This is a genomic window from Borborobacter xinjiangensis, from assembly GCF_047739745.1.
Taxonomy (GTDB): domain Bacteria; phylum Pseudomonadota; class Alphaproteobacteria; order Rhizobiales; family Rhizobiaceae; genus Pseudaminobacter.
In genome coordinates this window covers 15,832-40,578 of the sequence record NZ_JBLLVA010000029.1, presented here as the reverse complement: position 1 = coordinate 40,578, position 24,747 = coordinate 15,832, and the positions used below count along the sequence as shown (strand labels likewise).

Below are 24,747 nucleotides of genomic sequence, written 5' to 3'. Positions count from 1 at the left end.
AAAGCGCGGGGAGAAGCAGCCTCATGCCGAGCTATCTGAGCGAACCCGATGCCGGCAGGCGCATCATGGCGCGCTGCGACGAACTCGGCCGGATCAGCGAGCCCGGCGAGGGCGTGACGCGCCTCTATCTTTCCCGGCAGCATAAGGTAGCGGCCGAAACCCTGGTGGCATGGATGACGGATGCGGGCATGGATGCGCGCATCGACGAGGTCGGCAACGTCATCGGACGCTACCATTCCCAAGCCGGCGGCGGTCCTTACCTGGTTACGGGATCGCACATGGACAGCGTCGTCAATGCGGGTCGTTATGACGGTCCGCTCGGCGTGCTGACCTCGTTGGATTGTGTCGCCGTCCTCAACGCGCGCGGCAGGCGTTTTCCCTTCGGCATTGAAGTCGTCGCGTTCGGCGATGAGGAAGGCACGCGCTTCAGGACAACGCTTGCCGGCAGCCGCGCGATCACCGGCCAGCATGGCGACGATCTCCTTAATGCAAAGGACGAAAACGGCCTGACCATGAGAGAGGCGATGGCCAAGTTCGGCCTCGATCCGACCCGCATTTCGGCGGCTGCGCATCGGCCCGAAGAGGTCATCGGCTATGTCGAAATCCATATAGAGCAGGGTCCGGTGCTGCAGGCTGAAGACCTTCCCGTCGGTGTGGTCACCGCAATTAGCGGTCAGACACGCGCCATGGTCAAACTGAAAGGTGCTGCGAACCACGCCGGCACCGTGCCGATGGGCATGCGCCACGACCCGATGTTGGCGGCGAGCGAAATCGCGCTTGCGGTGGAGAGCATTGCTGCTTCACATCAGAACACCGTTGGCACGGTCGGGGTGATCAAAGCGGAGCCGGGCCTGATCAATGTGATACCGGGCGAGGTGTCGCTGTCGCTCGATCTGCGCTCCCAAGTCGATGATGTGCGCAAGGCCGCCTATGCCCAATTCGCGGCCGCCGCCACCGAGATTGCCGAGCGTCGCGGAGTGGGCATCGAGATCGATGTGATCCTCGACTTGGAATCATGCCCCTGTGCTCCGGCCTTCATCAACCAGCTCGACAGTGCCGTTGAAAAGACGGGACTTCGCGCGATCCGGTTGCCGAGCGGTGCCGGTCATGACGGCATGGCCATGAGCACGCTCACCGACATCGGCATGATCTTCGTCAGGTGCAAGGACGGCGTCAGCCACTCTCCCCAGGAGTCCGTGACCGCCCAAGACGTTGCGGCGGGCGCGGCCGTCCTCCTCAACTTCATCGAGAATTTTCAAAGGAACACATAATGAACCCCAGACCAATCGCCTCGCGCTCCGAAGGTGGACCAGAAGCTCGCCTGATGGACTTTATCGGTTCGCACCGCGACGATCAGATCCGCATGCTTGCCGAACTCGTCAAGGTCGCTTCCGACAACCCGCCGGGAGACTGCCAGGCGCATGCCGACCGCGCCGCCGAACTCTATGAGGCTCTTGGGTTCGAGGTCGAGCGCCACAAGATACCGCAGGAACTGGTCGAAAAGGTCGGTATGATCAGCGCCACCAATCTGATCGTGCGGCACCGTTTCGGTCCGGGCCCGACCATCGCGCTCAACGCTCATGGCGATGTCGTGGCGCCGGGCGAAGGATGGACGGTCGATCCATACGGTGCCGAGATCAAGGACGGCTGGATGTATGGCCGCGGAGTCGCCACCTCGAAATCGGATTTCGTGACCTATGCCTATGCGTTGCTGGCGCTCATGTCGCTCGGCGAAAAACTGTCCGGCGCGGTGGAAATCCACCTGACGTATGACGAAGAGGTGGGTGGTGATATCGGCCCACTCTATCTGTTGCAGCAGGGCCTGACCAAGCCGGACTATGCGATCTGCGCCGGCCTTTCCTACGGCGTCGTCACCGCACACAATGGCTGCCTTCATCTCGATGTCGAGGTGCGCGGCAAGTCGGCCCACGCGGCACGTCCGGAAACCGGCGTCGATGCGCTGGAAGCTGCCACTCACATCCTCAACCGGGTTTATTCGCTACGGGCCGGGTTCGCCGAGCAGAAGTCATCGGTTACCGGCATCACCATTCCGTCATTGGTCGTCGGTCTGATTTCGGGAGGGGTGAACACGAATGTCGTTCCCGACAAAATCGTCATGCGCATCGATCGGCGCATGATACCCGAGGAGAACGGCGCGGAAGTCACGCGCGAGCTGATCGCTTTCATCGAGGGGGCGGCGCGAGAAATGCCCGGCGTGGAATGCCATGTGCGCGAGTTGATGCTCGCCAATCCGCTGAAACCGTTGAAGGGGCAGGAGCGCCTTGCCGGCGCGCTGCAGCGGCACGCCTCGGCCCTGATCGGCGAGGAAGTGCTGGCCCATGGCGTGCCGCTCTATACGGATGCACGGCACTACTGCAACGCCGGCATTCCGACGGTGCTTTACGGGGCGGGTCCGCGAACCATGCTGGAAGCCAACGCTCATCGCGCCGACGAGAAGCTCAAGCTCGACGACCTGATTCTGGCCACCAATGTCATTGCACTCTCGCTTAACGAAATGCTGTCAGGCGGTGCCTGAGATCATCGAAGCGACGCCTCGTTTGAAGCGTTCAGGCGCCCGTCGGCCACCGGCTAAGGCGACATAGTCAGTCGCCGGCGGCCGGTGCCTGAAGGCCGCTAGCCGGCATGCCTGTCTCGGTTCGGTTGCGACCGGCGCTCTTCGCCTGGTAGAGCGCTTGTCAGCTATATCGATCAGATATGCATAATCCGGATGACCGCGGTGGGCGGCAACCCCGATGGAAACGGTTGAATTCAGCGTACCGCCTTCCGGCAATTGAAGCGAACGGGAGACGAACTCCTGCCTTATGCGCTCGGCGATTTCGACGCCGCGGTCCTCTGCTGTTTCAACGAGCGCAATAAGGAAGTCTTCGCCACCGTAGCGGGACACAAAGTCGCTGGTTCGCACGTTGTCCATATTATCTCGGCGACTTGCCGCAAGACCATATCGCCTGTCGAGTGACCCCATTTGTCATTGATCCCTTTGAAATGATCGACGTCGATCATCAGCAAGGTAAGAGCGGTGCCGGCACAATTGGCAAAGGCAATCTCGCGGCTCAAGATGGACGAGAGAGAGGCCTGCCGCGGGAGCCGTTGATGCACAACCGAGTGGCTCAGAAACGTTGAGGCTTCGTCGTCTGCCAGGACGCACTGTAGAAAACGCCAACCAGATCATCAGCGTTGTCGCGGACTGTCGACGACAAGAGGCGCGCGCTTGAACCTTGGTGTCGTTTCGGGTGTTTTGCCAAAATGTCAGCCCGATCGCTGGATCCGGTTTCATCAGTAAGCTCCTGGAGATCGGCGACGGCTAGCCCACCGAGACTACAGCGCAAGCGCGAAGAAGCGCTTATCAGCAGTTCAAAATAGTGCTGCCATGTTGCGAAAAGCAGCGCGAATTCGGTTCGGCGGGCGCCCGGACCACCGTTATTGTGATGGAACATATGCAGGGGAAGGGGGTTGGTGGCGCTTCGAAGGAGGACCCGCCCCATGTTTCTACGTGTCGACAAGCTTCAAATCGAATTGCCAGCCCCAGCGCAGCAAGACCCCAATGCCGCCGCCGCCCTGCAAGAGTTGCTGGGCGGAAAATATGGCGAAATGTCAACTCTGAACAACTACCTGTTCCAAAGTTTCAATTTCCGTTCGAAGAGCAAGCTCAAGCCCTTTTACAGCCTCGTTGCGGCAATCACGGCTGAAGAACTCGGGCATGTCGAGTTGGTCAGCAATGGCGTTGCGATGCTGAACAATGGTCCTGACGAGCCTGATGGCGACATGGTCGGCCCCACGGATATAAGCGGCGCGCCCTTTGAGGTGATGAAAGACATCCGGCTTGCCTCGGGGTTCCTGTCGCATGGCGGAGGTGCCGTCCCCGTGAATGGAAACGGCCTCAGCTGGAACAATGATTTCGTCACCACCACCGGCAATGTGATTTTCGATCTCCTGCACAACTTCCATCTGGAATGCGGGGCTCGTCTGCACAAGCTGCGCGTCTACGAAACCGTTTCGGATCCCACCGGTCGGGAGGTCTGCGGCTATCTCCTGGTCAGGGGATCGGTGCACGCCCACGCATATGCGCTCGCCCTCAAGCAGATCACCGGTGTGGAGATCGAGAAGATGCTTCCGACGCCGAATATCCCGCTTGGCAATATTCCCGAATGTCAGAAGTATCTGGAGGAGGGCTCGCATCGCCGGCTCTACACTTTCAGTCCGCAAGACTATGTCGCGATGTCAGCCATTTGGGGAAACGGAGAGATGGCCCTGCCGGACGATCCTCCCGGGGAATTGGAAGTCGTGGAAGGCATGCCGGACGGCGGCAAGATTCACGAACTTGTTGGCGAGCCCTCGGCGTTCACCCCCGACTATGCCCCCGAGGAGATGTTTGAGATCGCCACCAAGCTATACCAAGCGTCGCGGTAATCGGTAGTCCTCGGCACGCGATTCAGGCCGGACCTGTCGCCGGTTGCAGAAGACGAAGGAGTTGCAATTTCGGCAAGATGCCCGAAATTTTGAGGCATATTGCCGGAGATGAAATATGGCCACGTCCATAGCGGTGATTGAGGAAGTCGCCCGCAAGCTGGGGGCGTCAGCGTTTCTTGGTGCATGTTCATTCCCAGGCCGATCTTGCGATGATCGTGAGACGGCGCCTTCCACTTGCCACGCTCCAGGGATTGTCACTGGCCGGCCTGAGTGAACAGGAAATCGAGCGCTTCGTCATTCCGGCGCGCACACGCAGGCACCGCGCCGAGAAGAACCAACGCCTGACGATCGAGGAGTCCGACCGTGCGGTTCGCATCCTGCGCATCCAGTTGCTTGCGGAGGAGATGTTTGGCGAAGCCGACAAAGCTAACCGCTGGCTGCGGAAGGAACTGGCCGAGCTGGGCGGCGAAACGCCACTGAATGTTGCTCAGACAGAGGCCGGAGCGCGAGTCATTGAAGCGGTTCTCGGCAACATTGCCTGGGGTGCTGCCGCCTTATGCGGCTGTGGCGGCTTTCGAGCCTGCGGTTTGCTGAAGCGTCCGATGGAGGTTACGGCTTACGGTTCGGCGGCCGGTGGAACAGCGTGGGCCGTCTCGTGACCTATGCCGCCACGTCGCCGTCCCTGTGTGTGTTTGAAAAGCTCGTTTATGTCGAGGATCCGGAGTTGCTGCCGACCCTTGCCATGGTCGCTTATGAAGTGCCCGACGATACACCGCTTATAAGCCGCGCCTTGGCAGAGCTCCCCGACGGCTGGCGCCGGCGCGAATCCTTCACACAGCGGATCGGAGACGAATGGCTTGCAGGTTTGGAACTGCGCTTTTGTTCGTTCCTTCAGCCATCGTTTCGGTCCCCAACAGCTCCGATCAGAACGAGATGATCAATCCTCCTCATCCAGCCGCCAGTGCAATTAGGATTGAGAGCATTGCGCCGTTCGAATTGGTTGTGCGGCTCCTCTAGGGGCGAAATATTATTCAAGTTCAAAGGGTTGGGGAAGTTCCATAAGATATCTTATGCGGCATTCATGGCCTGAACCGTGAACGCATTATGGAACCCGCCTTTCGGTGACGGTTTAACGTCGAAAGGCAAACTCATGAAAGACATGCTTATTCGGAACTTTGCCCGGCCGCTGCTTGAGCGGCTCGGCACGATGGCCGCCGCGTATCTTATCGCGCGCGGCCTTGATAGCGATCTTGTCGCGCAGTTGGTCAACGGCGTAATGGCGGCGGTTCTCGTCGGCGTCGATCTGTTGACGGCGCGCGCAAGTCGCAAATCGCTGCTTCGGGAGGTTGACTAGTTCATCGGGGCGTTAATCGGCGCCGTCGCCTCGATCGGCGGCGCCGTTCTGTCTTCTAGCTCGAAGAAGAAGCAGGCGAAACAGCAGTACAAGAACGAAATGGAGGCGATGCACCTCCAACGGCAGTGGGACCTTGAGGACCGCGCGGAAGCGCGGGCTTATGCGGAAGCCCATCCGCAAGTTGTTCGCAGCGAAGTTGACTATGACAAGATGGTCAAGGAGGCGGCATCGGCGGGCTTCAACCCTCTAACCGTCCTTCGCAATGGCGGCTCGGCAGGTTTTTCGCTGTCGTCTTCCAATGCGGCGGAAGCTCCTCTGTCGCGTAGGGCACCTGTGCTTCAGGCAACGGAAGGCGCGGGTGGTGCTATTGGCGATAGCCTTATGTCTATCGGCAACAGCTTTCTTTCCAACTTCGACCCGTTCGCGGATCAGAAGCGGGAAGCGGAATATGAGCTTGTCCAGGCGCAAATCCGCAACCTGAATGCCTCGACGGCTAACCTAACGGCGCGACCGTCGAGGTCATTCAACGTGCCAAGCTATACAGCGGGCGCGGTGGAACGGCGTCCGTCTGGCAAGGCGGCGGCGTTGTCGGCGTCGATGGGCAAGCCTCAAACACCGACGTTGGAACGACCGTCGGTCACCAATCCGTGGCGGGATATGGATGTAAATCCTAAACTCATGGACGCGGAAACCTTCGAAGCAAGGTATGGCGACAGCGAACTTGCTTCTACCGCTTGGTTCCTCCGAAACCTCGGCGGGGATATTGCGTACAACATCCAACACAAAACCTTGCCGGAATTCCAACGCGGTTGGAAGGATGGGGTCAAGGTAACGCCTGTGCCGAAGTCTGGCACATGGTGGGATTATGTCCCGTCTTTTGACATCCGTTGGCGATGAGACGCTGCGGCGCATGTGCGCGTCGTCGCGCGAAACTCCGTAAAATTCTGAAACGCTTCAAGAAAGGAAGAAGCAAGTGAAGGCTCCTAATTCAATGTCTAAGGCGCGTTCGAACACGCAACCGATAGCAACGCCGCGCACGATGCGTCGGCAGGCGGCGCGGGGTATCACCTCCCTGCCCGCTGGTAAGATGGTTCCCATTGCCGCCTTCCCGCTGCTGCGCGAGGATGCCGTTCGGTCCGGTCGTCTCCGGTTCTCTTTCGAGAGCATGGAAACGGCGGAAATTCTCATGAACGCGATTAACGTTCGCGTCATGGCCTATCTAGTGCCGAATTTGGCGCTGGAGCGCTTCAACGGCTCGATGGATCAGTTGAACCTCTCCTATGAGGGCAAGCCGCCTCTCGAAGGCGAACTTGTGGTGCCATACATCGAAACGGCGGCGTTCGGTGCGCATGGTGCCAATGCGGTCTATAAGTATCTTGGCCTTCACGGACGGCCTGACCAGTTGGTCAACACGGCCTATTTGGAAGCGTACAACCGCATTTGGAACTTCCGCGCCGAAAACCGCTCGCCGGACCTGGCGCTTCGGACACGGCTTCAGACGGATCTGGCTCCGGCCTTTTGGTCGCATGAGCAGTTCCGGCATATCGTGCCGGACTTTGATCAGGCAGTGATTGACGGCGAGGTTCCTCTTAACGTCGTCAATTCGCAGCTGGCGGTTAAGGGCATCGCCTTCGCGAATGCCAACCCGACACTCGGGCCACTCAATGCCGCGAGGGAGAGCGACGGTAGCACCGTGAGTTATCCGTCCTATTACGATAACAACACTAGCAATTCGGTGTTCTTCAAGGCGGTGCCCGGTGGCGTCGGTAGCTTCCCGGAAATCTTCGCGGAAATGGAGCAAAACGGTATCACCGTTTCGCTCTCTAACATCGAAATGGCGCGCAAAACGCAGGCGTTTGCGCGGCTGCGTCAGCAGTATAACGCCCATGATGACTGGATCATCAATTTGCTGATGGATGGTATTTCCATCCCCGAGCAAGCGTTTAAGCAGCCGATGTTGCTGGCCGATAAGACAACCATTTTCGGCATGGCGAAGCGGTATGCATCGGATGGTGCAAACCTTACCGAAAGTGTCGTGAACGGGGCGACGTTCCTCGACATGTCGGTTCAAGTGCCGCGCATCGGCACGGGCGGTATCGTGATGATCGTGGCAGAGATCACGCCTGACCAGCTTTTTGAGCGTCAGGAAGACCCGTACTTGCATACGACGACGGTCGATATGCTGCCGCAGTACCTGCGGGACACGTTGGACCCGGAGAAAGTCGAGGTCGTCAAGAATGGTCGTATCGACGTTGACCACGATACGCCTGATGCGACGTTCGGCTATGAGCCGCTTAACGCGCGCTGGAACATCGATGCGCCACGCGTGGGCGGGCGCTTCTATCGCCCCGAAGTCGATGCCGGTTTTGATGAGGATCGGCAACGCATTTGGGCTGTTGAGACGGCAAACCCGACGCTCTCAACGGACTTCTACCTGTGCACCAACATGCATACGAAACCGTTCGTCGTGACCAATCAAGACCCGTTCGAAGTGGTCACCCAGGGCGATGTGTTTATTGAAGGCAATACGGTCTTCGGTGGCCATTTGGTTGAGGCGACCGATGACTACGAAAAGGTTCTCGCGGTCGCTCCGCAGGATCGTATCGCCAAGGCTTAACTCCCCTTCCCTCGTTCAACTGAGCCGCCAGTGCATTCACTGGCGGTAACCTGAAAGGTAATGCAATGGCTATTAAATTGAATTCGTTGGCGCGCTGGCAGATGTACTCCGGCGATGCCGTGGTTCTCCCCGGCGTGGACGGCGAGCGTCGCATCAGGCTCCATGTCAATTGTGAGCATGAAACCGCTTTCTATCGCACTTGGGGCGAAGTGGGCGCGGTGGAGCAGCTGATAGCTGTGGTGCCGCCCGGGGTGGAAACAATCGAGTTTGCGGCGGGCGGCGACGTGGCATGGATCGCGGTCCCTCGGGACGGTGGGCAGGTCTGGTATCAGACCGCCGATGGCGAGCCGACGTTCGTTCGCGTGGTTGACCCTGTGATCTTCACAAAGATCGCGAACCGTCGCCATCGCAATCCAGAACTTGAAGAGATGATGTACCGCATGCAGCAAAACATGGAGCGCCGCCTTGCGCAGCAGGCGGGCGAAATAGAGGCCGCGTTCGAGCGTCGGCGTTTGGAGGAAGCCAATGGAAGACCAGCAGAAACCGTCGTCACCGACGCTCCGGGAGCGGCTGCTAATGCTGGTGGAGCAGAGGTACAGTCACCGGAGCCTGTCCAGCCCGAACCCGGCGCGGACGCCGGAGGCGCGGTGGATGGCCAATCGCCGGGAGGCGGTGGTGCCTGACCGCCCTGCGCTCGATGTGGTCCCCGGTCTCGGGGATCACGCCTACGTACATGAGGTGAGCGGCATGGTGGATCGGGCGTTCATCTATTCGGAGCGCTGGTCGGTCCAGCAGGGGCGCGCGGATCGAACGGGCGCGCAGCCGGAAATACTGGAGTTCGAGCGCAAGCTGATTAAGCGCTGTTTCAAGCTCGGCATTCCGCTGTTTGCTCATTGTGTCGTGCGTGGCTCGCTGGAGCAAAACCGGCTGTTCAAGGCCGGTCGTAGCAAAGCGCGGGCGGGCGAAAGTCCGCACAATTATGGCGCTGCGGTCGATTTGATCCACGGAACAAAAGCGTGGGCGCTGTCGCCTAAGCAATGGGCGGTGCTCGGTCACCTCGGCAAAGAGGTGGCCGCGCAAGCCGGTATTGACGTCATCTGGGGCGGGGACTGGAAATTCTGGGACCCTGCCCATTGGGAGCTAGCTAACTGGCGCTCAATCCGTGCCGCGTATGCGGACGGCGAAGATTGGGACGGGCGCGATTAGCGTCCGCCCATGGCTGGCGAGAAAAAACGCAAGTATTTTTCTCGCCAGCCGAACACACATCCCTTGGTCCAATGTGCATTTAGTGACAGGAAACGAAACCGTGTGCCTCAATCCAAGCAAAATCGCAGATGTCGGGTTCGTTGCCTGTCGCGAATGCTGGCAATGTCGCGAGCGCAAAGTTGATGATTGGGTCGGTCGCAACATTGCCGAAGGAAAAACCGCTAGCGCCGCTCACGTTGTTACGCTGACCTATGGCGAGGACCTGACGATAGGCGGGATTGATCACATCCGGGCTGCGGTTTTGACCTATTCAGACGTGCAAAAATTCCTCAAATATCTGCGCGTCGACGGATATCCGGTGCGCTATTTCGTCGTGGGCGAATACGGCTCCAAGAAGGGCCGTGCGCACTGGCATATCGTCCTGTACTGGCAGGGCAAAGTTCCCGAGCACAAGTTGCGGGAGAACTTCATGCAAAAGCATTGGCCGCATGGCCTGTCCTATTGGGACAAGGTGAGCGCCGAAGCGATCCGCTATGCCTGCAAGTACCTGCAGAAGGATATGGGTGACGATGCCCGACAAGGGTTCGGGCCTATGCCTTCGAAAAAGCCGCCGCTCGGTGACGCTTATTTCCAGCAACTGGCGGAAAGGTACGTCGACGCGGGCATATCCCCGCAAGACTTGTTTTACTCGTTCGCTGATGTGCGCCGGGTGCCGCATGGCACAAGGAGCAAGACGGTAAAAGTGTTCCGGGACGCGGCTAAGCCAATCCAGTTCATGATGAGCGGCAAGACGGCGGATAATTTCTGCCGCTACTTCGTGGAAGGATGGCGCGCAAAATACAACGATGAGCCGCCGCAATCGCCGGTCATCTGGGCTTGGCTTAACAAAGGTCTGGAAAGCTACGTCGAAAGTACCTCGATGCCGCGCTTTGAGCGCGGTGGCCGGGTGCCTATTCCGTGGGCCCCTCCCCCAGGCGGAACGCCGCCGAAGTTTGATGAGCGGGTGAACGCTCATTATTCGGACGTTGATGGCGTCCGGTTGTGGTTCTCATATGACACGGAAGGTGACTTAGGATGGCACGAAAAGGTAAGGCCAAGCGCAGTCAAGCAGCGGCTGCTCGCAGCGCGCGAAGAAGCGATGCGGCAAAGCCGGTATCTCGCTCAATCGAGAGGGATTTAGCCAGTCCGCTGGCATGGGGCTCCCCTTTCCTCAAGAGCCCGTCTAAGAAAAAAATCATGCAGCCGACTAGGCTGCATTCGGACCATGGTCGAAACAGCGGCTTTGCCGCGCGACCATCTAAGCGCAAACAGGCTGTGGCACCCCTGCCCTCTATCGCTGCTTTGCGCGAAGCTATATCCAACCAACCCTCTGAACGGCATAGAACGCGTTCAAATTTAAGGATCGCTCCGGCAGTCTCCGAGCCTGACGCAAGGAAGTCGTCTCTCAAAGAGGCGCGCGAGGTTCTACACTGCAAGAAGCGTCCGGATAGTAAGAAAGCCGCTCGCTCTGCAAAGGGCGGCGGTGTAAACAAGCGGTTCGTACCGTGGTGTTGAGGGGTGGAAAATGTCCGAAGCAACAAAAGCGATGCTGACAATTATGGTCTGGATCGCGTTTTTTGTGGTGGTAGTGATCCCAATTTTTAGCTTGGGTGTAGGGCTTGGGGAAATATTGTTTTGACCACTTGACAGTAGCGGCCCAAATCAGATTTGGGTGGTTACTGTCACTAAGGCGGGGATATTCCATATGATATCTTACGCGACTTTGACATGACATGAGATGTTGTGGGTTCTACCTTGAAGTGCGACTTTGCAGCGATATCAGTGGCTTATCGCATGCAAGGAAATCACCGGTGAAGCGCATCTACTCCCAGCTCGATTTGGATGAACGCCGTAAGATCGAGCGCTGGCGTCAGGCCGGCGTCGCTGTCGACGTCATTGCCGAGAAGCTCGGCCGCCATCGCTCGACGATTTTCCGCGAGATCGCGCGGAACACGTTCGAAGACGCCGAGATGCCGGAACTGACCGGCTATTTCTGCGTGGCAGCGAATGGCAAGGCCAAGGAACGTCGCAGCCGGCATCGCAAACTGGTTCGGCATCCGAAGTTGTGTGCGTCGATCATCGAACGGATCAAGCATGACTGGCCGCCTGAGCCGCAGCCAAGTCGCGCGTTTCGGTGGAATGGTTATTTTATGTGCTGAGGCCTTGTCTAGGCCATGAACTCATAAAGGCGGATTGACTGATTTGGCAGAGAGCGGACGCAGACAGGGGAACATACCTGCGAGGCAGGGGTTGGTATGTCGGCAGGACACTGATTGCAACTGCGCCATGATCCCAATCCCAAAGGGAGGATAAGATCATGCCCAGGACCGCCGAGATCAGAACGTTCCCCACGGCGTCTGGAATACTATTCGGCCTCGGCCTTGGTGGTTTCTTCGACGGAATCGTTTTGCATCAGGTACTGCAATGGCATCACATGCTAAGTAGCTGGTACCCAATCACCTCCATTGAAAATCTCGAGCTGAACACCTTCTGGGACGGCATCTTTCACAGCAGCACCTACATTTTCGTCGTGGCGGGCCTGTTCATCCTCTGGCGTCATGCGCATCGTCGCCACCTCTATTGGTCGAACAAGCTCCTAGTCGGCACGATGCTCATCGGCTTCGGTGCCTTCAACGTGGTGGAAGGAATAATCGACCACCATCTGCTTGTTGTGCATAGGGTCAACGAAACGGTGGCCGAAGAGTACCGAATCTATTGGGATATTGGTTTTCTGGTGTGGGGCGCGACCATGTTTATCATCGGCTGCATGCTCATGCGCTCCGGCAAACAGGATATGTACGCACGGCAACGAGCGGCCGCCTGACTATGGAGCGCTTCGGCCGATATGCCCGAACATCTTACGGCACCGCCATCATCTGGAGCGGCTTCGGGCTGCTGACCGTGTTGGCAACAAAGCCGGTTTGGAGCCGTCTCCTGTTGGGATATGAGCCAACCGCCTACGGCCTGTTGTCGCTGCGATGCTTCGGTCTTTGAGTACTCAGAGTTTCGTGACAATCCGCCGGCATTGGCCTGTTTCCCGACTTGAGACTTTCATGTTGCAGCGGAATCCGATGGTTCCGCATGAGCCGATACGACCTGACCGGCTTTGAGTGGCGCGTGATCAAGCCACTGTTACCCTACAAGTCGAGAGGGGTCCGCGCGTAGATGATCGACAGGTCCTCGACGGCATTCATCTTCTGGGTGCTGCGATCCGGTGCACCTTTGCGAGACCTGCCTGAGCGATACCGCCCACGCACCATTGATGGCAAGGTCCAGATGATCGACACCCCTATTGTCGCGTCCATCAGCAGGGCGTGACGGCAAAAAGAGGATCGAGATCATTGCCTCGGTCGATCCCGTGGTGACCTGATGACCAAGATACATGTTCTTGTCGATGCCAATAGCAGGCCAATCAAACTGACGCTCTCGGCAGGCCAAAAGACCGACATCGCCTCCGCAGATCGGCGCTTCAGGCATCTTGCTCGTTTGCGGGACGCGTCACCCCGTCCTCCCTGACAGTCTTATGGTCCCGCTTTATCCACGCCGCTTTGCGATGGCGCATCATTAGCTTCGATGTTGTCGATCGGAGAAACCCCATGCTTCCATTTAAGCTCCTATTCCTTTCCGCGATCTGCCTGACGGTGCTGTCCGGGGCAGCAGCAACTTGGATCGCGCTCACGGATCAAGGCTCGCAACCTTCCCCAAAAAAGGTCGCAGAGCGGCTGGCCCAGATTGCGGTGCTTGGCGCAGCCGCCATCTTTACGTTGCTGGGGAGAGCCGCTGACTGATTGGTGGACCATCTCTCGACACCCCGGCGAAAACGCCGTCTAACACCGCTCGGGAGGGCAGTGGATTGAAGAGCGGTTAACGCACGGCTGTGGATCGGTACCATTCTGCCAGCTTGGGGGATGGCAACGATATAGCTACGCCTCCAACATCACCACCTGCATCGAAGTGCAGAGCCCCGCCTGCCACACAGCCTCAGCCCGGCCTCTTGGGGGAACGCCAACGACACGGGGGGGAGCGATCATAGCATCGCCATGACGCGTCTGCTTAGATCGCCAACGACCTGTCGCACTTCGTGTTGTGTCTGCCAATCATCCGTCCTCCTGCCCAGATATGCCTCTCTCGCGCAGGCGATCACTGCGGCGGGCTCGGCAGGCAGGCGGATCATCGCCCATTCTGCGGCAACATCCTTGGAGACGAACTCTCCTGTAGCCAGCGTTCGCCACATACGCACGAGTGTGAGCAGGACGTTGCGTTCATCTCCTTCCAGCCTACCGAGAAGCATAGGAAGCGCATCCCCGATCGCACGGCGAATGTCGGTTTCCAGAATGATCGGCAACAGTCCGGCTGGATCTGGTCCGATCAAGGTCTTTGCTTCCTGCCGGGCTTGCGCCAAAAGGAGGGTGAATTCAGGATCGGCCGCGGGCTCCGGCGCCACGCCAGCCTCGAATGCCTCGCGTAGCCACTCGCCGTAAACGAACTCGCTGCGCACAGGATAAACCGATGCCATGAGATCGGCATGTTGAAAGACGATCAGTTCAAGAGGACGCGGAGCTCCCGGCTCGGCCGGGTGCCGTCCCGAAATCATCCTCAACTCGGCCACCAGGCATTCGCGAACTTTCGGGGTTGTCGGCTGGTTAGTGACCACAAGCACATCCACGTCGCTGCCCGGGCGGAGGCCACCCGCCACGGCCGAACCGTGCAGGTAGACGGCTAAAAGTGAGTCGCCAAGGCAACTTTGCACAATCAGCAGCGCCTGCGATGCTTCACCCGGAATTGTCGGCGTGTCTCCGTTCATGGTGCATCGTTTCCATTATTTGTGCCCAGTTCATGAGGCCCCTGCCCTTCATGACCACGCGGTTAAAATCGCCAAGCTCATAACCTTCAAATGCGGGCAGCAAAAAAACCCGTCCGGCGTGAACCGAACGGGTTTTTAACTCGATATATTTGTTAGAAGCTAGCGCTGACCGCCCTTGCGTCCGGCTTCGGAAGCGCGCTCGCGGTCTTCTGCAAAGTTGCCGCTGCCACCTCGATGGCCACCCTGCTGACGATTTTTGTCGTCTTGCGCCTGCTGCTGGCCTCTTTTGGTGTCGTCGTTTTTGTGGCTCTGCTGCCCAGCTTTGACATGCTGCTCGTGGGTTCCGCCTCGGTTTGGCATGATGCTTCTCCTAGTTGGATTTACGCGTTGAGGCTCTCGACACCTCGTGAGTTCAACCCTTCGGAAAAGAAGGCGTTCCCTCACGAAACATTACGTAGCCGTAAACGGTTTGGGGCATTCAAATGCTCGCGCCCTGTTGAAAATTGGCGAGCACCCACGCCCGAAAGTATTGCCTCCAGCGCTTGCCTGTTGACCTGAGCCATAAACGTTAGCTGGCAGCCACACCGATAATAGCGATCAATCCCCATAGGCCGAAAACCGGAAACAGCAACCACCGCGCTTCTTTCACCGATTTATTCATGATGATTTTCCCTGATAGTTTGATCCACTACCTGAAGAACAAACCAGCGGTGATGATGTTCCTTCAAATCAGAACTCATCTGTTGCGTCCTCTGCTGACGCGTTGTCAAAACTTGCGGTTTCTTGCGCAAGAGAATTGCGCCGCAGAGCATGCACCTCCCCTACCCGGCGCTCTTCGCAATCATTTCAAAACACCAATGACCGATGCACATGTATCCCCGTCATAGCGCCGTCCCCGACAGCGAGCGATACGGAATGTGGCACTTGGGCTGCGTCCCCGCAGGCGAAGGCGCCGGGTACCGTGGTCTGCCTAGTGGCGTCCGTTGAAATCTGGGTGCCGAAAGGCGTGACTTCAATCTGGCAGTCGAGGCTTTCCGCCAGCGGTGTAGACGGCGCGTTGCGGGTGGCTATGAAGAGCCCTGCGAAACGCACGAGACGCCCGTCTTCCAACCTTACGTCCGCGTGACCTTCGATGCCTGCAATCCGACTCGTCTCGACCGCAACGTCACGCTTACTGAGCTGGGCGCGGGCCTGCGCGTCCGGTTCGAAGGCGCCGTTCAAGAGCAAGGTCACCTTCCCCCATTCGGCAAGCAAGAGCGCTTGATGAAACACGAGCGGCCCCGTCGCGATCACCCCGATCCGCCCCAAGTCGAGTTCGTAGCCATGACAATAGGGACAGTGGAAGACGCTCCTGCCCCAACGTTCAGGCAGCCCGTCGATCGCGGGCAGTGTGTCGCTGACACCGGTGGCGAAGACCAGTCGCCGGCCATCATGTCGCGCGCGGTCAGAGGTCGTCACTACGAAGCGCCCCTCGTGCTGCTCGGCATCCGTCGCGGTATCTTCCAGCCAGGTCAGTGTCGGATAGGCCGTAAGCTGATCTCGCGCGGCACGTGCGATCTGAGCCGGATCGGTCCCATCCTGACCCAGAAAGCCGTGCGATGCGGAAGCGAACCTGTTGCGCCGAAGGCCCGCGTCGATGATGAGCACCTTGCGCCGCGCGCGCAGAAGTTGCAGAGCAGCCGCCATGCCGGCGTAGCTGCCCCCGACGACGATCACGTCATGGAGCATGTTCTATACCTTTCCTTGTCGCCGATCCGCGTGACGCCGCGAGAATTCCACAGCGAGATCTGCAAGGGTGACGGAGGCGAAACGCTCGAGCAGCAGTGCCTCAGCCTCGGCGAAGGCTCGATCCAACACGGCATTGACTGACTGCTCGACGAGACACTCCGTTGTTTCGTTCCGGTTGCCGATGGCAAAGACGGCCGGCTCGCCGAGCGCCTCGTGCAATTGGCGAAGGGAGATAGCGTCGAGATCGGTTGCCATGGACCAGCCGCCCGCACGACCCTTCGCGGAGCGTACGAAGCCCGCCTCACGCAAAAGACCCATCGTGCGGCGAACCACAACTGGATGGGTGTTCATACACTTGGCGAGCACTTCGGAGGTGAGCGGTTCGCCACGATCGGCGATATGCAAAAGCGCGTGGAGGACCGAAGAAAGGCGGCTGTCTCGTTTCATGTAACTTTTAATATTACGATTCAAGCGCAACATCAAGGCTACGGCCACCTTTGGTGCGCGTTGGCTGTGGATGACGCGAGTTGTCGGTTTAGAGCCCCTGCGCGACTCAGCTATCTATTATGTCGACAGCAACTAAACCTGCCGGACCCAGCGCTCGTAGCGCTACAACCATGCGCTGCGAGCTTCTACAGATAAAGCCGCTCGAACCCATCAAAATCCCCTCTCTGGCCCTTTGCAGACATGGGCGTTAACCATTGGTTAACCATCGTCCGCCTAGATCACAGCAAGGGAAAATTAACCAAGATGACCGAAGTGCTAACAGACACGCGTCCAATCCGTCTCAAGGGCCGCTCCTTCCTGGCGCTTGCGCTTTCTCCGGAACTGCCGTTCGAGGGATGGCTCGCCCGACTCGACGATCTCGCAGCACGTTCTGCAGGGTTTTTCCTCAGACGGCCAATCGTTCTCGATGTGGAGAATCTCGATATCGATCGGGTGCAGTTGAAGGAACTGATCGAGGCGCTTGCTCAACGTAGCGTGCAGGTCATGGGCATCGAGGGAGCGCGTTCGTCGCTGCTGGGCCCCGGCTTGCCCCCCGCTATAGGGGGCGGCCGGCCGGCGAGCGATTTCGAAGCGCCTGCCGAGGCAGCGGCTGCCGATGCACCCCGTTCCGATGACAGGCCGGCAGAAGCAACGCCGCCTGTGGCAACGCCTCCGGTACGGGCCGTGCCTTCGATCATCGTCAAGGAACCCGTGCGTTCCGGACAATCGGTGATCTTTCCGGAAGGCGACGTCACCATTGTCGGATCGGTCGCATCGGGTGCCGAGATCATTGCCGGCGGCTCGATCCACGTCTACGGGACGCTGAGAGGAAGGGCTTTGGCGGGCTCGGTGGGCAATGCCTCGGCCCGCATCTTCTGCCGAAAGCTGGAGGCGGAACTGCTGGCGATCGACGGCCTCTACAAGACGGCCGACGACATGGACCGCAAGCTTCGCGGGCAAGCCGTCCAGTTCTGGCTCGAAGGCGATGTGATCAGGGCAGAGACCCTAAACTAATTTGGCGGCCGGCCATTAGACAGGAGAGCTAGATGGCGAAAGTAATCGTGGTGACATCAGGTAAGGGAGGGGTGGGCAAGACGACCTCCACCGCCGCGCTCGGCGCGGCACTGGCGCAGAGGAACGAAAAGACCGTCGTCGTTGATTTCGATGTCGGCTTGCGCAATCTCGACCTCGTCATGGGTGCCGAGCGCAGGGTCGTCTACGATCTGATCAATGTCATCCAGGGTGACGCCAAGCTGCCGCAGGCGCTGATCCGCGACAAGCGGGTAGAGACGCTCCACCTGCTGCCGGCATCCCAGACGCGCGACAAGGACAATCTGACGCCCGAGGGCGTGGAGCGCGTGATTGGCGAACTGAAGAATTCATTCGACTGGATCATTTGCGACAGCCCGGCCGGCATCGAGCGTGGCGCCACGCTGGCGATGCGCCACGCCGACATCGCCGTCATCGTGACAAATCCGGAAGTCTCCTCGGTTCGCGATTCAGATCGCATCATCGGCCTCCTCGACGCCAAGACCGCCAGGGCTGAGCGAGGCGACCGGGTGGAGAAGCATCTGCTGCTCACTCGCTATGATGCCGAGCGCGCCAAGCGCGGCGACATGCTGAAAGTGGACGACGTGCTCGAGATACTGTCGATCCCGCTGCTCGGTATCATTCCAGAGAGCATGGACGTGCTGCGCGCCTCCAACATCGGCATGCCGGTCACGGTTGCCGACAGCCGCAGCGCACCGGCTTTGGCCTATCTCGACGCCGCCCGCCGGCTCACCGGAGAGACGGTTCCGGTCACCATTCCGGGCGAAAAGCGCGGACTGTTCGGTAAGATATTCGGGCGGAGGGCGGCATGAGCATTTTCAACTTCTTCGGCAAGAAGAGTTCGGCGCCGACAGCGCGCGAGCGCCTTCAGGTGCTGCTTGCCCACGAGCGGTCGTCAGCCGGCCACTCGGATCTGGTGGCGGTCCTGCGGGAGGAGATCCTGGCCGTCATCGCCAAGCACGTGCAGGTCGATCGCGACAAGGTGAACGTGAAAATGGATCGCGGCGAGCAGGTTTCGACGCTGGAAGTCGATATCGAGATCCCGTTGAAGGCGGGTGTGCGGGCCGCCTGACTGTGGCCGCCTAACCGGCGGCATGTCACAGCCGCCCGACCAAGCGAAAGGAGACGAGCATGACGCGCGTAGCACTTCTCGAGCGCCTCAAGGAACTGCAGCAGATGCCGAAGTTCCAGAACCGCGATATCCGGACGATCAGCGCGGTTATGTCCAACGAGGCACTGGCCAAGCACATAGAGGTCTGCGAAGCAGCGGTCAGCGGGTCCAACCGGCCGGCTTCCGTGGCGTAGCGTCAGGTCGTGAACGGCGAGGCGTATTCCTCGTCGGACACACGCTCTAGCCAATCGACGGCTTTACCGTCCAGCGCCTCCTGAATGGCGATGTGCGTCATAGCAGTGCTCGGTGACGCGCCGTGCCAATGCTTTTCTCCCGGGGAGAACCAGACCACATCACCGCTGCGGATCTCCTGCACCGGTCCGCCCCACGTCTGCGCCAGTCCGCAGCCGGAGGTAACGATCAGCGTCTGACCGAGTGGGTGGGTGTGCCAGACGGTTCGAGCGCCCGGCTCGAAGCTGACGCTGACCGCGCGAACCTGGGCCGGTGACTCCGCCTCGATGATCGGATCCTGTCGAACATTACCGGTGAAGTAGTCGGCCGATGGCTTCATCGACGGCCGTGTTCCGCATCGCTTTATGTCCACTCGATTTTCTCCATTGTCGATCTTCAGCAATCATATGCTCGGACGACCAGGAGCGAAATAGAGCGTTGCGAGTGCGTTCATGGCAGATGGCTGTCAAACGGTAGGTGAGACCGTGCGTGAGTCCTTCCGGACATCCGGGACAGCCGCGGTCCATATGTCCGTTCAATTCCGGATTCCGGAGCAATCAGCCGCTTTCGCACTGAGGTTAGGCAGGGCAATCCGCTTATCGAACGTGGGTAGACCCATGACATCAGCGTATCTGGCCGGATCGAGCCGCATATAAAGCGGGAAGGTCACCGCAATGCATCCCAAATGCATTATCCATCCGCTGACGAAACTGCCGCTCCAATCGTGCAACAGAGCTGTAGCCAGAGGTGCAAGCGCTGCAATCAGGAAACCGCCACCCTGCATCAGAGCAGTTAGAGTTCCCGCCTGCTCGGGTCGGGGAAGATGATCGAGCGCGGCAACGATCGAGAGCGAAAAGCTTCCGCCAAGACCGGCTCCGCAAACACCCGCCCAGAAGGCGGGGGACGCGGCTGGAAAGAATGCCAGTCCGGAAAATCCGATCGCCTGCATCAGCAGAGTGGTGCAGAGCCAGGGACGGCGGTCGATGCTGCGCCGAGCCAGCACAGGGATGGTAAGAGCCGAAACTGCTTGGAACACCGCCATAACCGCGACAAGGTTCCCGCTCGTGGCGATTCCCCATCCTTGACTTTGATAGTATGGCGCAAGCCACGCTACCATTGAGGAATAGCCGCCATTGACCAGACCGAAAGCCGCCATCAGCGCCCATGTGCGGGGGCGACGAAGCAGTGCGCTTGTCAGGGAGCGGTCCGGCCTGGCAACCTTCGCGTTCGATAAAATGCGGAAGGCAGCGACAAGGGCGATACCGGCGGGAAGCGCCAGCCAGGCCAACGCGGATCGCCAATCGTCCTCACTGCCCATCAGGATTGGCGTGATCCGTGCCCCGAGCGCGCCGCCTCCCATGATCATGGCCGAATAAAGTCCGGTCACGGCAGAAACATTTGCCGGAAATCTTTCCTTGATGATGCCCGGGAGAACGGCCTGTATGAATGCCACGCCCGCTCCGCACAGTGCCGCCGTCATAATCAGCGACAAACCGCCGGAAACTGCCAGCTTCAGCAGCGAACCGAGCATGAGCACCAATAGCGCGGCGAGCACCCCACGGCGCGTGCCTACTGCTGTTTGAATGCTTGGCGCAAAAAATGCGCCTGCGCCCATCAGCAGAATGGGCAACAGCGTAAGCATGGCCAGGCCGTCATAGCCCATGCCTGTGTCGGCCTCTATACTCGATAGAATGGGTCCCGATGCGGTGAGAAACGGGCGAAGATTGAGCCCGATCAATGCGATCAGGGCAAGCATCGCCCATTGCCCGCCCCGCGCAGGCTGTTGACTATCCGGCATGCGTTTATTCTAGCTCCGGAAAGTATTTTTGGCTTGCCAGACCCGGTAGAGATGGTTCGCCTCGCTGGCTGCGTGAGGGCAATGTCTGATCGACAGGCCGGCTTGCTGGTCGAAGGGCTTCGCCAATTCGGCGGCGATGGCAGCGGTCGACAAGCCGAAGGGCTCGGCCTCGTCGTTGGAATAAGCGAATGTGACGTCATCGATGCCTGACATGCGCATGGCGGCGAGGCACATCGGGCAAGGCTGGCCACTTGCGTAGACCGCGCAGCCGTCCAGCCGCGGCGACTGAAGGGCCTTGCCGGCCGCCCGCAAGGCCAACAGTTCGGCGTGTGCGGTCGGATCACTATCCGCCTGCATCCGGTTGACCGCGCGGGCGATGACTTCGCCATCCTTGACCACGACAGCGCCAAAAGGACGGCCGCCTCGCTCTACATTGTCGAGCGCAAGAGCAACGGCTTCGTCGAGGAATTTATTAATATCCGTCATTTGGCACCTGCATTCTGAAGCAAACTTACGATTTCGGAATAGCCACGCTGGCGTGCGTGCTGAAGCGGCCTCACACCATCCTTGTCGGCGAGGTTGACGTTCGCTCCCGCTTCGACCAGGAGCTTCACGATTTCAATATGGCGAGAACCGCCATCGCCGAGAATGATGGCTTCGAGCAAGGCAGTCCAGCCGAGCTTGTTGACGTGATCGACGTCGACGCCGGCTTCAATCAGCGTGCTAACGGTTTCGACATGACCTCGCTCGGCTGCGGGAATGAGTGCCGTACCGCCATAGCGATTGGTGCTTTCGAGATCGGCGCCATGCTCCAGCGTCAACTTGAGAATATCAAGATATCCCCGCGCCCCAGCATAAAGGTACGGGCTGTCGTTCATGTCGTCCTTGGCGTTGACGTCGGCTCCAGCTTCAATAAGCGCTCGTGCGACCTCAACGTGATTGCCATGAACGGCGGCAAGAAGCGCCGTTCGCCGGCGTTCATCACGCTCTTCCAGCGCAGCGCCGGCACTGAGTGCCTTCTTCACGGCTGCAATATCTCCGACCGCAGCGGCTGCAATCAGTCCAGTCTGCGCGTAAGCGGCTGTTGCCGTTTCCGCAAAGTGCCCGTTGAACATGAGCATGAGCCCCACGATGACGGCCAGCGCACTTAGCCTTGAAATCGATGCGTGCATGGATGTGCCTCCTGTCTGCCCATTGGAGTTACACAGCCAGCGACGCATTTGGAAATGAAATGTTTCAATGATATGAAGTTGGAATATGAATACTGTTCTTAACCTCGACCTCCTACGGGCCTTCGTCACCGTGGTTGACGCTCGCAGCTTCACCGCATCGGCGCGATTGCTGAATTCAACGCAATCGACGATCAGCCAGAAGATATTGCGGCTGGAAGAGGCAACCGGGCAGCATTTGCTCAATCGCGGTCGGCGTGGCGTCCAGCCGACGGAGGCTGGGGAGCAGTTGCTCGGCTATGCACGCCGCATGCTGATGCTCAATGATGAAGCGTCCGCGGCGATGTCGGGAACTGCGGTCGGACGTACATTACGGCTCGGTTTGCCGGAAGACTTTGCATCAAGGCTCGTCACGCCGGCATTGGCGCAATTCATGCGTGATCATCCAAACGTGAAGCTCGAGGTGACCAGCGGTCTAAGCCGTGACCTTCAACGCTCGTTCAATATGGGCGAGTTCGATCTGGTCATGGTCAAGCAGAAGCGCGGAGAAACCGCCGGCATGATGCATTGGCCGGAGCCTCTATGCTGGCTGGAAAGTGCGGCTCATCCGATCTCTGCAGCCGATCCCCTCCCCCTGGTCGCCTTTCCGCCCAATGGTCTTTACAGAAACGACATGATGAATGCCCTCGACCGAGTGGGACGGCGTTGGCACCTGATCTACACCAGTTCAAGCCTTGCCAGCCTTCAGAGCGCTATCGCTGAAGGATTGGGAGTAAGTCTTCTTCCCCGGCGAGCGGCTTTGCCTGGCCATCGCATCATGACGCCGGCAGATGGACTGCCGGAGATCGAAGCGATGGAAATCGTCATTCACCATACGCGCGATGCACCCGAACAAATCCAACAGATTGCCACGGTGCTCGCAGATGTTGTCAACGGATGACCGCGCTAACCTACGGCGCAGCCCCACGTGCCATGATGCGATACCTAGAAGCTTCCCAGCTCCTGCTTGAGAGCGGATCCGGCAGTTCAGGGTAGGACGGGTGGAACTGCCGGACCCTTGATCTGAGGGGGACTCCAACTCAGACCCGCGTCGGTCCTAGCATTGATCCTGTGGCCTTGTCTGTGCGACTGCGCGTTCCCCACCGCGCATCGCCAACAGCGTTAACGAGTTCTTAATTGGAGATGCTACTGATTTCGCACGTCTCTTGTGGCTTCCTCGTGCGCGACCCCTTTTGCCATTGCTGTGGCTCCGGCCAACTCTTCGCCAAGGCGCAACGTTTCCGCCACGAGCAGATCCAGGTCCTCTCGCCGGGTGCGGTGATTGTTTATCGCGACCCTCAGACAATGTTCGCCGTGGACAGTCGTATCCGAGAGTGCCGCTATGCCTTCTTCCTGAAGCCGCAGCATGATCTCGACATTGAGGGCCTTCAGCGTCTCGTCTTCCAGGCCCTCCGCGCGATAGCGGTAGCAGACAATATTTATGCTCGTTGGCGCTACCAGCTCGAGCTCAGGATAAGCCTCAATCAGGCCGCTCAGATATCGCGCTTGCGCGATGTTCTGGTCGATCAGCCGGCCAAACTTCTCGATGCCATGCTCCTTGAGCGCCATCCAGACCTTCAGCGCCCGGAAGCCGCGCGTGGTCTGGAGACCATATTCGTAGAGCCAGTCGGCCGATGCGAGGCCGCGCGGCGTGGCTTGTAGATATTCAGGCGTCACCGCAAATGCCTGATGATGTGCCTTGGCATCACGGACCAGCGCGCAGCCAACCTCAAAAGGGGCGTGGAGCCACTTATGCGGGTCAAGCGCTACAGAGTCGGCATGCTCGATGCCGGCAACGCGGTAGGCATTCTCCGGGGCGATCGCAATCAGCGCGCCGATGCAGCCATCGACATGAAACCAAAGGTCCTCTTCGGCTGCCAAGCTTGCGAGAGCCTCGAGGTCGTCGATTGCACCGGTGTTGACGGTTCCGGCCGTTCCGATCACGCAGGCAGGCCGCAAGCCCGCCGCGCGATCCTTGGCAATCGCCTGCTTCAGGGCGGCGAGATCGATGCGCAGGTCGGCTGTCGTTGCCACGCGTCGCAGGGCGCGATTACCCAGTCCAAGCGCTTCCATCGCCTTGCGGTGGCAGCTATGAAGCTGATCCGACCCATAAAAGCGCAGAGGCTTGTCCAAGGCCGCGATGCCGTCCTCGCGCACATCGACACCGGCCTTGACGTTCCGCGCCACCGTCAGCGCGATCAGGTTCGCCATCGAACCGCCGCTGGCCAGCGTGCCGCTGGCTGAAGCGGGAAAGCCCATCATCTCCTTGCACCAATTAACCACCTGGCTGTCCAACCGGGCGGCGGCATGATTGCCGCCGCCGAGGTTTGATCCTTGGACGGCGGCCAGGAAGTCGGCCAGTGCTCCGGTGAAGTTGCTCGAACCCATATACCAGGACCAGAAGCGCGGATGGATGTTGCCCATAGGATAGGGCATGACGTTTTGCGCAACCTGGCGATAGACCTCGGCCAGGGGTGTCGCAGAATGCGGCAGGGAAGCGTCAAAGGTGGCCTTCACGCCAGTCGGCATCTCCCGCCAGACCGGGCGCTCGCGAACGTCACGCAAATAATCGATCGCGTCATCGATCACTTGATGCGAGAGTGCCTGAACCTCTGTCCAGTCCGCCGGATCGAGCGTCTCCTCGGCGGCCGCGGGCATTGGAATCCGCAAAGCGTCCATCTCTCTTC

At 59.3% G+C, this 24,747-nt stretch carries 26 protein-coding genes and 5 pseudogenes; 21 read left to right on the top strand and 10 right to left on the bottom strand.

Annotated elements, in window-relative coordinates:
* The first annotated feature begins 23 nt into the window (after positions 1-23).
* Both ACLKMW_RS22115 and ACLKMW_RS22110 read left to right on the top strand, forming a co-directional pair.
* Positions 24-1,271, top strand: a complete 1,248-nt coding sequence (locus ACLKMW_RS22115; RefSeq protein ID WP_415726692.1) for an allantoate amidohydrolase — start codon at positions 24-26, stop codon at positions 1,269-1,271.
* Entirely contained in the window at positions 1,271-2,536 is a 1,266-nt protein-coding gene (locus ACLKMW_RS22110) for an ArgE/DapE family deacylase (protein WP_415726691.1), read from the top strand. The genes ACLKMW_RS22115 and ACLKMW_RS22110 overlap by 1 nt, the downstream gene beginning before the upstream one ends.
* Here the strand turns inward: ACLKMW_RS22110 and ACLKMW_RS22105 are convergent.
* Positions 2,522-3,117, bottom strand: a pseudogene (locus ACLKMW_RS22105) (GGDEF domain-containing protein). The gene ACLKMW_RS22110 and the pseudogene ACLKMW_RS22105 sit on opposite strands and share 15 nt — an antisense overlap.
* Before the next feature lie 384 nt (positions 3,118-3,501).
* Between ACLKMW_RS22105 and ACLKMW_RS22100 the strand changes: the two are divergent.
* The 12 genes and pseudogenes from ACLKMW_RS22100 to ACLKMW_RS22045 form a co-directional block, all read left to right on the top strand.
* Complete coding sequence (locus ACLKMW_RS22100; RefSeq protein ID WP_415726705.1) at positions 3,502-4,428, top strand: manganese catalase family protein; 927 nt, start codon at positions 3,502-3,504, stop codon at positions 4,426-4,428.
* A gap of 215 nt (positions 4,429-4,643) precedes the next feature.
* Positions 4,644-5,087: an antitoxin Xre/MbcA/ParS toxin-binding domain-containing protein gene (locus ACLKMW_RS22095; protein WP_415726690.1), complete on the top strand. Its 444-nt coding sequence runs from the start codon at positions 4,644-4,646 to the stop codon at positions 5,085-5,087.
* Positions 4,985-5,365 carry an RES family NAD+ phosphorylase gene (locus ACLKMW_RS22090; RefSeq protein ID WP_415726689.1) on the top strand — a complete coding sequence of 127 codons (381 nt, stop codon included), beginning with the start codon at positions 4,985-4,987 and terminating at the stop codon, positions 5,363-5,365. Before ACLKMW_RS22095 ends, ACLKMW_RS22090 begins: the two co-directional genes overlap by 103 nt.
* Positions 5,366-5,578: 213 nt before the next feature.
* The gene (locus ACLKMW_RS22085; protein WP_415726688.1) at positions 5,579-5,782 is read left to right on the top strand and encodes a hypothetical protein; all 204 of its coding nucleotides are present in this window, start codon (positions 5,579-5,581) and stop codon (positions 5,780-5,782) included.
* A gap of 99 nt (positions 5,783-5,881) precedes the next feature.
* Complete coding sequence (locus tag ACLKMW_RS22080; RefSeq protein ID WP_415726687.1) at positions 5,882-6,679, top strand: hypothetical protein; 798 nt, start codon at positions 5,882-5,884, stop codon at positions 6,677-6,679.
* Positions 6,680-6,773: 94 nt separating this feature from the next.
* The gene (locus tag ACLKMW_RS22075) at positions 6,774-8,399 is read left to right on the top strand and encodes a major capsid protein (protein WP_415726686.1); all 1,626 of its coding nucleotides are present in this window, start codon (positions 6,774-6,776) and stop codon (positions 8,397-8,399) included.
* A 77-nt stretch (positions 8,400-8,476) separates the two neighbouring features.
* The gene (locus ACLKMW_RS22070) at positions 8,477-9,082 is read left to right on the top strand and encodes a hypothetical protein (RefSeq protein WP_415726685.1); all 606 of its coding nucleotides are present in this window, start codon (positions 8,477-8,479) and stop codon (positions 9,080-9,082) included.
* Positions 9,051-9,605, top strand: coding sequence for a M15 family metallopeptidase (locus ACLKMW_RS22065; RefSeq protein WP_415726684.1), 555 nt, complete (start codon positions 9,051-9,053; stop codon positions 9,603-9,605). The genes ACLKMW_RS22070 and ACLKMW_RS22065 overlap by 32 nt, the downstream gene beginning before the upstream one ends.
* A gap of 100 nt (positions 9,606-9,705) precedes the next feature.
* A complete protein-coding gene (locus ACLKMW_RS22060; RefSeq protein ID WP_415726683.1) occupies positions 9,706-10,785 on the top strand; it encodes a rolling circle replication-associated protein in 1,080 nt (359 codons plus the stop codon).
* Between the two features lie 670 nt (positions 10,786-11,455).
* Positions 11,456-11,755 (top strand): annotated as a pseudogene (locus ACLKMW_RS22055) (transposase); the annotation flags it as partial.
* Positions 11,756-11,961: 206 nt separating this feature from the next.
* Positions 11,962-12,468, top strand: a complete 507-nt coding sequence (locus ACLKMW_RS22050; RefSeq protein ID WP_415726681.1) for a DUF2243 domain-containing protein — start codon at positions 11,962-11,964, stop codon at positions 12,466-12,468.
* A gap of 257 nt (positions 12,469-12,725) precedes the next feature.
* A pseudogene (locus ACLKMW_RS22045) lies at positions 12,726-13,124 on the top strand (transposase); the annotation flags it as partial.
* A 547-nt stretch (positions 13,125-13,671) separates the two neighbouring features.
* Here the strand turns inward: ACLKMW_RS22045 and ACLKMW_RS22040 are convergent.
* Together ACLKMW_RS22040 and ACLKMW_RS22035 are read right to left on the bottom strand one after the other, a co-directional pair.
* Complete coding sequence (locus tag ACLKMW_RS22040) at positions 13,672-14,448, bottom strand: aminoglycoside adenylyltransferase family protein (protein ID WP_415726679.1); 777 nt, start codon at positions 14,446-14,448, stop codon at positions 13,672-13,674.
* A 159-nt stretch (positions 14,449-14,607) separates the two neighbouring features.
* A pseudogene (locus tag ACLKMW_RS22035) lies at positions 14,608-14,667 on the bottom strand (KGG domain-containing protein); the annotation flags it as partial.
* 15 nt (positions 14,668-14,682) lie between these two features.
* On the opposite strand from ACLKMW_RS22035, the gene ACLKMW_RS22030 reads away from it, so the two are divergent.
* A complete protein-coding gene (locus tag ACLKMW_RS22030) occupies positions 14,683-15,006 on the top strand; it encodes a hypothetical protein (RefSeq protein ID WP_415726706.1) in 324 nt (107 codons plus the stop codon).
* A gap of 288 nt (positions 15,007-15,294) precedes the next feature.
* Here ACLKMW_RS22030 and ACLKMW_RS22025 read toward each other — a convergent pair whose 3' ends face one another.
* Positions 15,295-16,176, bottom strand: coding sequence for an NAD(P)/FAD-dependent oxidoreductase (locus ACLKMW_RS22025; protein WP_415726678.1), 882 nt, complete (start codon positions 16,174-16,176; stop codon positions 15,295-15,297).
* A 3-nt stretch (positions 16,177-16,179) separates the two neighbouring features.
* On the bottom strand, positions 16,180-16,623 hold the full coding sequence (locus ACLKMW_RS22020; protein WP_415726704.1) for an Rrf2 family transcriptional regulator: 444 nt from the start codon (positions 16,621-16,623) through the stop codon (positions 16,180-16,182).
* Positions 16,624-16,926: 303 nt separating this feature from the next.
* On the opposite strand from ACLKMW_RS22020, the gene minC reads away from it, so the two are divergent.
* Genes minC through ACLKMW_RS22000 form a run of 4 tightly spaced genes read left to right on the top strand, consistent with a single transcriptional unit; the run spans position 16,927 to position 19,017 of the window.
* The gene (minC, locus tag ACLKMW_RS22015; protein WP_415726677.1) at positions 16,927-17,676 is read left to right on the top strand and encodes a septum site-determining protein MinC; all 750 of its coding nucleotides are present in this window, start codon (positions 16,927-16,929) and stop codon (positions 17,674-17,676) included.
* A 32-nt stretch (positions 17,677-17,708) separates the two neighbouring features.
* Positions 17,709-18,524 (top strand): septum site-determining protein MinD, encoded by an 816-nt coding sequence (gene minD, locus ACLKMW_RS22010; protein WP_415726676.1) that lies wholly within the window; start codon positions 17,709-17,711, stop codon positions 18,522-18,524.
* The gene (minE, locus tag ACLKMW_RS22005; protein ID WP_415726675.1) at positions 18,521-18,784 is read left to right on the top strand and encodes a cell division topological specificity factor MinE; all 264 of its coding nucleotides are present in this window, start codon (positions 18,521-18,523) and stop codon (positions 18,782-18,784) included. Before minD ends, minE begins: the two co-directional genes overlap by 4 nt.
* Positions 18,785-18,843: 59 nt before the next feature.
* Entirely contained in the window at positions 18,844-19,017 is a 174-nt protein-coding gene (locus ACLKMW_RS22000) for a hypothetical protein (RefSeq protein ID WP_415726674.1), read from the top strand.
* Between the two features lie 2 nt (positions 19,018-19,019).
* On the opposite strand, the gene ACLKMW_RS21995 is transcribed toward ACLKMW_RS22000, so the two are convergent.
* From ACLKMW_RS21995 to ACLKMW_RS21980, 4 genes are all read right to left on the bottom strand, one after another.
* On the bottom strand, positions 19,020-19,427 hold the full coding sequence (locus tag ACLKMW_RS21995; protein ID WP_415726703.1) for a (R)-mandelonitrile lyase: 408 nt from the start codon (positions 19,425-19,427) through the stop codon (positions 19,020-19,022).
* 162 nt (positions 19,428-19,589) lie between these two features.
* Positions 19,590-20,810, bottom strand: coding sequence for a cyanate transporter (locus tag ACLKMW_RS21990; RefSeq protein WP_415726673.1), 1,221 nt, complete (start codon positions 20,808-20,810; stop codon positions 19,590-19,592).
* A gap of 51 nt (positions 20,811-20,861) precedes the next feature.
* On the bottom strand, positions 20,862-21,338 hold the full coding sequence (locus ACLKMW_RS21985; RefSeq protein ID WP_415726672.1) for a nucleoside deaminase: 477 nt from the start codon (positions 21,336-21,338) through the stop codon (positions 20,862-20,864).
* Positions 21,335-22,024: an ankyrin repeat domain-containing protein gene (locus ACLKMW_RS21980; protein ID WP_415726671.1), complete on the bottom strand. Its 690-nt coding sequence runs from the start codon at positions 22,022-22,024 to the stop codon at positions 21,335-21,337. Before ACLKMW_RS21980 ends, ACLKMW_RS21985 begins: the two co-directional genes overlap by 4 nt.
* An 85-nt stretch (positions 22,025-22,109) precedes the next feature.
* On the opposite strand from ACLKMW_RS21980, the pseudogene ACLKMW_RS21975 reads away from it, so the two are divergent.
* Positions 22,110-22,295, top strand: a pseudogene (locus ACLKMW_RS21975) (LysR family transcriptional regulator); the annotation flags it as partial.
* A gap of 15 nt (positions 22,296-22,310) precedes the next feature.
* Positions 22,311-22,961 (top strand): LysR substrate-binding domain-containing protein, encoded by a 651-nt coding sequence (locus tag ACLKMW_RS21970; protein WP_415726702.1) that lies wholly within the window; start codon positions 22,311-22,313, stop codon positions 22,959-22,961.
* 245 nt (positions 22,962-23,206) lie between these two features.
* Here ACLKMW_RS21970 and ACLKMW_RS21965 read toward each other — a convergent pair whose 3' ends face one another.
* A complete protein-coding gene (locus ACLKMW_RS21965; protein WP_415726670.1) occupies positions 23,207-24,739 on the bottom strand; it encodes a pyridoxal phosphate-dependent decarboxylase family protein in 1,533 nt (510 codons plus the stop codon).
* Positions 24,740-24,747 lie beyond the last annotated feature (8 nt).

What these genes read in the sequence shown, in the direction of transcription:
- ACLKMW_RS22115 (WP_415726692.1), top strand. Translation starts at nt 24, where the DNA reads ATGCCGAGCTATCTGAGCGAACCCGATGCCGGCAGGCGCATCATGGCG.
- ACLKMW_RS22110 (WP_415726691.1), top strand. Translation starts at nt 1,271, where the DNA reads ATGAACCCCAGACCAATCGCCTCGCGCTCCGAAGGTGGACCAGAAGCT.
- ACLKMW_RS22100 (WP_415726705.1), top strand. Translation starts at nt 3,502, where the DNA reads ATGTTTCTACGTGTCGACAAGCTTCAAATCGAATTGCCAGCCCCAGCG.
- ACLKMW_RS22090 (WP_415726689.1), top strand. Translation starts at nt 4,985, where the DNA reads ATGCGGCTGTGGCGGCTTTCGAGCCTGCGGTTTGCTGAAGCGTCCGAT.
- ACLKMW_RS22085 (WP_415726688.1), top strand. Translation starts at nt 5,579, where the DNA reads ATGAAAGACATGCTTATTCGGAACTTTGCCCGGCCGCTGCTTGAGCGG.
- ACLKMW_RS22080 (WP_415726687.1), top strand. Translation starts at nt 5,882, where the DNA reads ATGGAGGCGATGCACCTCCAACGGCAGTGGGACCTTGAGGACCGCGCG.
- ACLKMW_RS22075 (WP_415726686.1), top strand. Translation starts at nt 6,774, where the DNA reads ATGTCTAAGGCGCGTTCGAACACGCAACCGATAGCAACGCCGCGCACG.
- ACLKMW_RS22065 (WP_415726684.1), top strand. Translation starts at nt 9,051, where the DNA reads ATGGCCAATCGCCGGGAGGCGGTGGTGCCTGACCGCCCTGCGCTCGAT.
- ACLKMW_RS22050 (WP_415726681.1), top strand. Translation starts at nt 11,962, where the DNA reads ATGCCCAGGACCGCCGAGATCAGAACGTTCCCCACGGCGTCTGGAATA.
- ACLKMW_RS22040 (WP_415726679.1), bottom strand. Translation starts at nt 14,448, where the DNA reads ATGAACGGAGACACGCCGACAATTCCGGGTGAAGCATCGCAGGCGCTG.
- ACLKMW_RS22030 (WP_415726706.1), top strand. Translation starts at nt 14,683, where the DNA reads ATGGCCACCCTGCTGACGATTTTTGTCGTCTTGCGCCTGCTGCTGGCC.
- ACLKMW_RS22025 (WP_415726678.1), bottom strand. Translation starts at nt 16,176, where the DNA reads ATGCTCCATGACGTGATCGTCGTCGGGGGCAGCTACGCCGGCATGGCG.
- ACLKMW_RS22020 (WP_415726704.1), bottom strand. Translation starts at nt 16,623, where the DNA reads ATGAAACGAGACAGCCGCCTTTCTTCGGTCCTCCACGCGCTTTTGCAT.
- minC (WP_415726677.1), top strand. Translation starts at nt 16,927, where the DNA reads ATGACCGAAGTGCTAACAGACACGCGTCCAATCCGTCTCAAGGGCCGC.
- minD (WP_415726676.1), top strand. Translation starts at nt 17,709, where the DNA reads ATGGCGAAAGTAATCGTGGTGACATCAGGTAAGGGAGGGGTGGGCAAG.
- minE (WP_415726675.1), top strand. Translation starts at nt 18,521, where the DNA reads ATGAGCATTTTCAACTTCTTCGGCAAGAAGAGTTCGGCGCCGACAGCG.
- ACLKMW_RS22000 (WP_415726674.1), top strand. Translation starts at nt 18,844, where the DNA reads ATGACGCGCGTAGCACTTCTCGAGCGCCTCAAGGAACTGCAGCAGATG.
- ACLKMW_RS21990 (WP_415726673.1), bottom strand. Translation starts at nt 20,810, where the DNA reads ATGCTTGCCCTGATCGCATTGATCGGGCTCAATCTTCGCCCGTTTCTC.
- ACLKMW_RS21985 (WP_415726672.1), bottom strand. Translation starts at nt 21,338, where the DNA reads ATGACGGATATTAATAAATTCCTCGACGAAGCCGTTGCTCTTGCGCTC.
- ACLKMW_RS21980 (WP_415726671.1), bottom strand. Translation starts at nt 22,024, where the DNA reads ATGCACGCATCGATTTCAAGGCTAAGTGCGCTGGCCGTCATCGTGGGG.
- ACLKMW_RS21965 (WP_415726670.1), bottom strand. Translation starts at nt 24,739, where the DNA reads ATGGACGCTTTGCGGATTCCAATGCCCGCGGCCGCCGAGGAGACGCTC.